The following is a 6,670-nucleotide window of genomic DNA, read 5'->3' as shown; positions in this document are numbered from 1 at the left end:
GTGCCCGTCCACAAGGTCGTCGATCTCACCGAAGTCGGCCCTTACGTCGAGCGCGAGCTGGCGCTCATCAAGGTCGCGGGCAAGGGCGAGAACCGCGTCGAGGCGCTGCGCCTTGCCGATGTGTTTCGCGCCAAGGTGGTCGACACCACCACCGGCAGCTTCGTCTTCGAACTGACCGGCGCGCCCGAGAAGATCGACAGCTTCGTCAGCCTGATGAAGGAACTCGGCCTCGTCGAGGTCGGCCGCACCGGCATCGTCGGCATGATCCGCGGCGCTCAGGCGGCTTAGAGATTACGGAAATTCGAGAACCAACAGCAACCGAACCACCAAACACCCGTCACCCTGAACTTGTTTCAGGGTCCATCGTGCCGCAAGCACGGTCTTCTTACGGAAGGCCACAGCGCGGGCGGAAAGATGGATGCTGAACCAAGTTCAGCATGACGCCCAAGACGCGAGGGAAGCATACTATGAAGGTCTATTACGACGCCGATTGCGATCTGAACCTCATCACGGACAAGAAGATCGCTGTCCTCGGTTATGGCTCGCAGGGCCACGCCCATGCCCAGAACCTGCGTGACAGCGGCGTCAAGGACGTCGCCATCGCACTGCGTGCCGGTTCGGCCACTGCCAAGAAGGCCGAAGCCGCCGGCTTCAAGGTCCTCTCGAACGCCGAAGCCGCAGCCTGGGCCGATATCCTCATGGTCCTCGCACCCGATGAGCATCAGGCAGCGATCTACGCCGAAGACCTTCATGCCAACATGAAGCCCGGCGCCGCGCTCGCCTTCGCCCACGGCCTCAACGTCCACTTCGGCCTGATCGAGCCGCGCGCGGATATCGACGTGATCATGATCGCGCCCAAGGGCCCCGGCCACACCGTCCGCAGCGAATACGTGCGCGGCGGCGGCGTCCCTTGCCTCATCGCCGTCCATCAGGACGCAACCGGCAACGCGCATGATGTCGGCCTCGCCTATGCGAGCGGCGTCGGCGGCGGGCGTTCAGGCATCATCGAGACGAACTTCAAGGAAGAGTGCGAGACCGACCTGTTCGGCGAGCAGGCCGTGCTGTGCGGCGGCATCACCCACCTGATCCAGGCCGGGTTCGAGACGCTGGTCGAAGCCGGCTACGCCCCCGAAATGGCCTATTTCGAGTGCCTCCACGAAACCAAGCTGATCGTCGACCTGCTTTATGAAGGCGGCATCGCCAACATGCGCTACTCGATCTCGAACACCGCCGAATACGGCGACATCACCACGGGTCCGCGCATCATCACCGACGAGACCAAGGCCGAAATGAAGCGCGTTCTGGCCGACATCCAGTCGGGCCGCTTCGTGAAGTCGTTCGTGCTCGACAACCGCGCCGGCCAGCCGGAATTGAAGGCCGCCCGCAAGGCCGCGGCAGCCCACCCGATCGAGAAGACCGGTGCCCAGCTGCGCGCGATGATGCCGTGGATCGGCGCCAACAAGCTGGTCGACAAGGCCAAGAACTGATCCGAAAATGCGGAAGGGCGGACCCATACGGTCCGCCCTTCGACGAACGACATAAGGAAACCGCCCACCGGCGATTGTGGATTTACCCCCAAGCCGATACCTCCAGTTTCGAAGTATCGGGCAATTTCGAAGTATCGGGGAATTCACAGAAATGACGTTTCGGTCTGGCGCGGCGGCGCTCGCATTGCTGCCGCTGTGCGCCGCATCAGCCCTGCCCCTGAAGGCAGAACCCGTAGCCCCCGATACCTGCAGCCTTGCTCTCACCGCCCGTTTTGTGGGCGCACGGGCCATTGCCGAGGTGCGCAGCACCGTGGGCCAGGTTGCCCGCCCTCACCCCGTCCGCTGGATCGCCCCTGGGCAGGCCATCACGCTCGATCAGAATCCCGATCGGCTCAATGTGATCATCGACGAGACCGGGCGCATAGCCGTCATGCGCTGCGGCTGATCGCGACGCGCTTGCCATCAGCCATCCTGCTGTGGCAGCCACTCCGGCACACTCGCACCGGAGATCGCCCGTGATCCGCTTCCCCCGCGCCGCACGCACCACCCTGACGCTCGCCCTGCCCCTCGCGCTGGCCGCGCTCGCCGCGCCGTCGCTCTCGCAGATGCCCAGCACGCCCCCGGGCACGCTCGACAAGTCGCGCGTCACCGCCGGTAACTACACCGTCGATGCCACCCACTCGATGATCGCGTGGCGGGTGAACCATCTCGGTTTCAACGATTATTTCGGCTTGTTCGGCCAGCTCGGCGGTTCGATGACGTTCGATCCCGCCAATCCCGCAGCCGCGAAACTGACCGCGACGATCCCGGTCTCGAAGGTCGTCACGGTCGATCAGGCGCTCACCGCGCACCTCCTCAAGCCCGGTGCCGATGGCGGCAAGGCCGATTTCTTTGGCGCCAACGCGGCGGACGCCGTCTTCGTCTCGACCAAGGTGATCCCCGGCGCAGACGGCCTGAGCGCTACGATCGAGGGTAACCTCACACTCAATGGCGTCACCAAGCCCGCCACGTTCACCGCGAAGTTCAGCGGCGCAGGCACCAATTTCTTCAACAAGGCAGCCACAATCGGCTTCCACGGCGAATCCACGATCAAGCGCAGCGATTTCGGCCTCGGCTTCTTCGCCCCGCTGGTGGCCGACGAAGTGAAGCTCGAAATCACCATCGCCTTCGAGAAGAAGTAACCGCTGCCCAGATACCCGACCGGCCCCTCCCCCGTTCGGGGGAGGCTGGGTGAGGGTGCGCCGCGCTACCGCATCAGCGCAAACGCAGTCCGCAGTTCTCCCACGAAAGCTGCGGGCTGCTCCCACGCGGCGAAGTGCCCGCCCTTGGCCATCTCGCCCCAGTGGACGATATTCGCGCAGTGCCGCTCCATCCACTTGCGCGGCGTCGGTAGCACTTCCTTGGGGAATGCGCTTACCGCCATCGGCATGGCGATATCCCCGCCACCCGCGCTGCCAAAGCTCTCCCAATAGAGCCGCGCCGAAGAACCGCCCGCCGCCGGCAGCCAATAGAGCATGATATTGTCGAGCATCGCGTCCCGGCTCAGCGCGCTTTCGGGCATGCCGTCGTTGTCGGTCCAGGCCCACATCTTTTCATAGATCCAGCCCGCCAGCCCCACTGGCGAATCGACCAGCGAATAGCCGATCGTCTGCGGCCGGGTGGATTGCTCCTTGGAATAGCCCGAATCCCAATCCTGATAGTACTTCAGCGCGCCCAGCGCCTTGAGCTCCGCCGGCGAAGGGTTGGCCATATCTTCCGGCAGCGGCCGCGAAATCGGCATGTTGAGGTGGATGCCCGTACAGCCTTCGATCGCCTGAATGCCGATCTGCGTCGTCACGATGGAGCCCCAGTCGCCCCCTTGCGCAAACCACCGCGCATAGCCCAGCCGCGCCATCAGCACGCCCCAGGCCTGCGCGATCTTCTCGACGCCCCAGCCGTGCTTCTCCGGCTTCCCCGAAAGCCCGAAGCCCGGCAGGCACGGGATCACCAGATGGAAGGCATCATCAGCCTTCCCCCCATGCGCTTCCGGATCAGTCAGCGCGTCGATCACGCCGCGAAACTCGAGGATAGAGCCCGGCCACCCATGGGTCATGATCAGCGGCGCAGCATCCGCATGCTTCGATTTCACATGCAGAAACCGGATCGCCACCCCATCGATGGTTGTGGTGAAGAGCCCCAGCCCGTTCAGCCAGTCCTCGCACTTGCGCCAGTCATACTCATGCCGCCAATAGCGCACGAAATCCTGCAAGGCCGCCAGCGGCACGCCTTGCGTCCAGTCGTCCACCGCTTCCTTTTCCGGCCAGCGCGCCATATCGAGCCGCGCATGCAGATCATCCAGCGCCGCCTGCGGGACGCGGTATTCAAACGGCTCGACAGCTTCAGACATCATGCTCTCCCTTTGCATTCATTCTGGACAAGCGCAGCGCCTTTCACCATAGGCTAAACACATGATCCGCGCTCTGGACCTTACCCTGCGACTTATCCGCCCTTGGGCGTGAAGCAAGGCGGCCGATAGGCGCGCCTTCAGCGCCCAAGGGTCTCCCGTCATGAAGTCGCAATTGCCAGATCCGAAAGCCATCCCATGTCCATGATGAAGAATCCCTCGGTCAAGTACCGCCCCTTCCCGCAGGTCCCGCTGGAAAACCGCCAGTGGCCGTCGCGCACGATCACGCAGGCCCCTCGCTGGCTCTCAACGGATATGCGCGATGGCAACCAATCGCTGATCGATCCGATGGATGCGGACAAGAAGTCGCGCTTCTTCGATCTGCTGCTCAGCCTCGGCCTCAAGGAAATCGAAGTCGGTTTCCCCAGCGCAGGCGCGACCGAGTATGATTTCATCCGCGGGCTGGTCGATTCCGGCCGCATTCCGGATGATGTCTTCGTCCAGATCCTCACCCAATCGCGCGAAGACCTGATCAAGACTTCGTTCGAAAGCCTCGCCGGCGCCAAGCAGGCCATCGTCCACGTCTACAACGCGGTCTCGCCGCTGTGGCGCAAGGTCGTGTTCGGCATGGAACCGGCCGAGATCAAGGAAATCGCCCGCGCAGGTGCGACTTTCCTGCGCGATCAGGCCGCCCGCTTCCCGCAGACGGACTGGCATTTCGAATATAGCCCCGAGACCTTCTCCACCGCCGAACTCGATTTCAGCATCGAATGCTGCGAGGCGGTGATGGAAGTCCTGCAGCCGACAGTCGAAAAGCCGATCATTCTCAACCTCCCCGCGACGGTCGAGGCGGCGACGGCCAATATCTACGCCGACCAGATCGAATACTTCTGCCGCAACCTGCCGAACCGCGACCGCGCGGTGATCAGCCTCCACACCCACAACGATCGCGGCACCGGCGTCGCTGCCGCCGAACTGGGCCTCATGGCCGGTGCGGACCGCGTCGAGGGCTGCCTGTTCGGCAACGGCGAGCGCACCGGCAATTGCTGCCTCGTCACCGTCGCGCTCAACCTGTACACGCAAGGTGTTGATCCGGAGCTGGATTTCTCCGACATCGACAAGGTCATCCAGACGGTCGAGTACTGCAACCAGCTCCCCGTCCACCCGCGCCACCCCTATGGCGGCGATCTCGTGTTCACCGCCTTCTCCGGCAGCCATCAAGACGCGATCAAGAAGGGCTTTGCCGCGCGCGAGACCCAGAACGATGAACTGTGGGCGGTCCCCTACCTGCCAATCGACCCCGCCGATCTCGGCCGCAGCTACGAAGCGGTCATCCGCGTCAACTCGCAGTCCGGCAAAGGCGGCTTCGCCTGGGTGCTCGAGCAGGATCAGGGCCTCAAGCTGCCCAAGAAGATGCAGGCCCACTTCTCGCGCCACGTGCAGGACCTCGCCGATGAAGTCGGACGCGAACTGCAGGCCGGCGATATCTGGGCCGTGTTCCAGAAGACCTACCACCTCGAAGGCGAGCAGCGCTTCACCCTCGTCGACTACGAGGAGGCCCGCGCGCCCGACGGCACCCGCGTCTTCGCCGGCAAGATCGCTGTCGATGGCGAAGTCCGCTCGGTCTCCGGGCGCGGTAACGGCCTGATCTCCTCGGTTGTCGCTACACTCAAGGACGGCTTCGGCATCAGCATCGACGTGCGCGACTACGCCGAACATGCCCTCCAGGCCGGCAGCGACGCCCGCGCCGCCGCCTACGTCGAATGCACCGGCCCCGATGGCAAAGTCATCTGGGGCGTCGGCATCGACGAAGACGTCGCCACCGCCAGCGTCCGAGCGATCCTCAGCGCAGCGAACGCGGCGGGATAACTCCCCCCACTCTCGTCATTGCGCGCGTAGCGAAGCAATCCAGAGCGGCCAAACGCCGCGCCGGATTGCTTCGCAACCGCCAAAGAAAGATGCCTCCGGCGGGCAAGTGCCATCGCCCTTGCATCCCGAAACCTTTCCGGTGCACCGCTATGGCAACGGGCCGAACCCTTCTCCCCTTGAGGGGAGAGGGTTGGGAGAGGGGCAAAGATCATGCGTTCGACAAGGAAAGTCGGCATCAAAACAGTGGTTGCCGCGCTGACGGTCATCGGTTTTGCCGGCTACTTCGCCGGATCTCGTAACACCTGCGGCATCTTCTACGCTGAAAGTGGTTCTGGCATTCTGGTGCTTGGCAAGGATCGGCTTGGCCCACTGCTCACTGATTTGTCGGCCTTCGCGAACAGAGACGGCACCGTACTGAGAATGGAGTCGATGATGGCATCAGACTCGTTTGGAGTACGGCCCATAAGCCGCATTTCGTCCTGCGGTCGCACAACCCTTGTCAGGTTGATCAACGCCACCTCGGAAGCAGAATTTCATGTGAGGTTCTACTACAATTCCTTCCGGGGATCAGATGAGGCTGGCAAGCTGCAGAGCTATCTTGCGCGCAAGTGGGGAATGAAGCGAACGGCCCGCTGAATGCCATGTTTGTGCGGGTGCCATGCTGCCCACAAATCCCTTTCCTACACACGCCAACCTGCAGCATCTTTCACGCTGCTCTTTGAACCGTATTTCCGATCCAGCTGATTGTTCCATCCGCTACCGTTTCAGCGAGCGGAGGCCCCGGCCTGTGCGCGAAAATCATAACAGACACGCGCGTCAGTTATTCCGCGAGGCGTGTTGGACGCATTCTCGCCGATTACCCTTCTAAATGAGTGTATTAAATCCCAAACCTCCGGGAATCCGCATTTCTCTCTGGACAGTGTCAACTGTG

Annotated in this window: 7 protein-coding genes; 6 read left to right on the top strand and 1 reads right to left on the bottom strand. The window is 63.0% G+C overall.

The genetic code is table 11. The features are described from left to right. The 4 genes from ilvN to Q0071_RS08225 form a co-directional block, all read left to right on the top strand. Window positions 1-288 (top strand): acetolactate synthase small subunit (gene ilvN, locus Q0071_RS08240; RefSeq protein ID WP_298167271.1); only part of this gene is annotated, 288 nt, incomplete at its 5' end. Between the two features lie 179 nt (window positions 289-467). Then, window positions 468-1,487, top strand: coding sequence for a ketol-acid reductoisomerase (gene ilvC / locus Q0071_RS08235; protein ID WP_298167267.1), 1,020 nt, complete (start codon window positions 468-470; stop codon window positions 1,485-1,487). 151 nt (window positions 1,488-1,638) lie between these two features. Beyond that, on the top strand, window positions 1,639-1,932 hold the full coding sequence (locus Q0071_RS08230) for an I78 family peptidase inhibitor (RefSeq protein ID WP_298167264.1): 294 nt from the start codon (window positions 1,639-1,641) through the stop codon (window positions 1,930-1,932). A 70-nt stretch (window positions 1,933-2,002) separates the two neighbouring features. After that, window positions 2,003-2,668, top strand: a complete 666-nt coding sequence (locus Q0071_RS08225) for a YceI family protein (RefSeq protein WP_298167261.1) — start codon at window positions 2,003-2,005, stop codon at window positions 2,666-2,668. A gap of 65 nt (window positions 2,669-2,733) precedes the next feature. Here the strand turns inward: Q0071_RS08225 and Q0071_RS08220 are convergent, their stop codons facing one another. Further along, entirely contained in the window at window positions 2,734-3,873 is a 1,140-nt protein-coding gene (locus Q0071_RS08220; protein ID WP_298167258.1) for an epoxide hydrolase family protein, read from the bottom strand. Window positions 3,874-4,068: 195 nt separating this feature from the next. Between Q0071_RS08220 and leuA the strand changes: the two genes are divergently transcribed. Together leuA and Q0071_RS08210 are read left to right on the top strand one after the other, a co-directional pair. Further along, on the top strand, window positions 4,069-5,739 hold the full coding sequence (gene leuA / locus Q0071_RS08215) for a 2-isopropylmalate synthase (RefSeq protein WP_298167255.1): 1,671 nt from the start codon (window positions 4,069-4,071) through the stop codon (window positions 5,737-5,739). A gap of 210 nt (window positions 5,740-5,949) precedes the next feature. After that, window positions 5,950-6,375, top strand: a complete 426-nt coding sequence (locus Q0071_RS08210; RefSeq protein ID WP_298167252.1) for a hypothetical protein — start codon at window positions 5,950-5,952, stop codon at window positions 6,373-6,375. Window positions 6,376-6,670: the final 295 nt, after the last annotated feature.

Origin of the sequence: Novosphingobium sp. (assembly GCF_027486195.1) — a bacterium.
GTDB lineage: Bacteria > Pseudomonadota > Alphaproteobacteria > Sphingomonadales > Sphingomonadaceae > Novosphingobium.
This window is presented reverse-complemented; position numbering and strand designations above follow the sequence as displayed.

Bases quoted from the DNA above. Each gene is read 5' to 3' on its own strand.
- ilvC (WP_298167267.1), top strand. From the start codon at position 468: ATGAAGGTCTATTACGACGCCGATTGCGATCTGAACCTCATCACGGAC.
- Q0071_RS08230 (WP_298167264.1), top strand. From the start codon at position 1,639: ATGACGTTTCGGTCTGGCGCGGCGGCGCTCGCATTGCTGCCGCTGTGC.
- Q0071_RS08220 (WP_298167258.1), bottom strand. From the start codon at position 3,873: ATGTCTGAAGCTGTCGAGCCGTTTGAATACCGCGTCCCGCAGGCGGCG.
- leuA (WP_298167255.1), top strand. From the start codon at position 4,069: ATGTCCATGATGAAGAATCCCTCGGTCAAGTACCGCCCCTTCCCGCAG.
- Q0071_RS08210 (WP_298167252.1), top strand. From the start codon at position 5,950: ATGCGTTCGACAAGGAAAGTCGGCATCAAAACAGTGGTTGCCGCGCTG.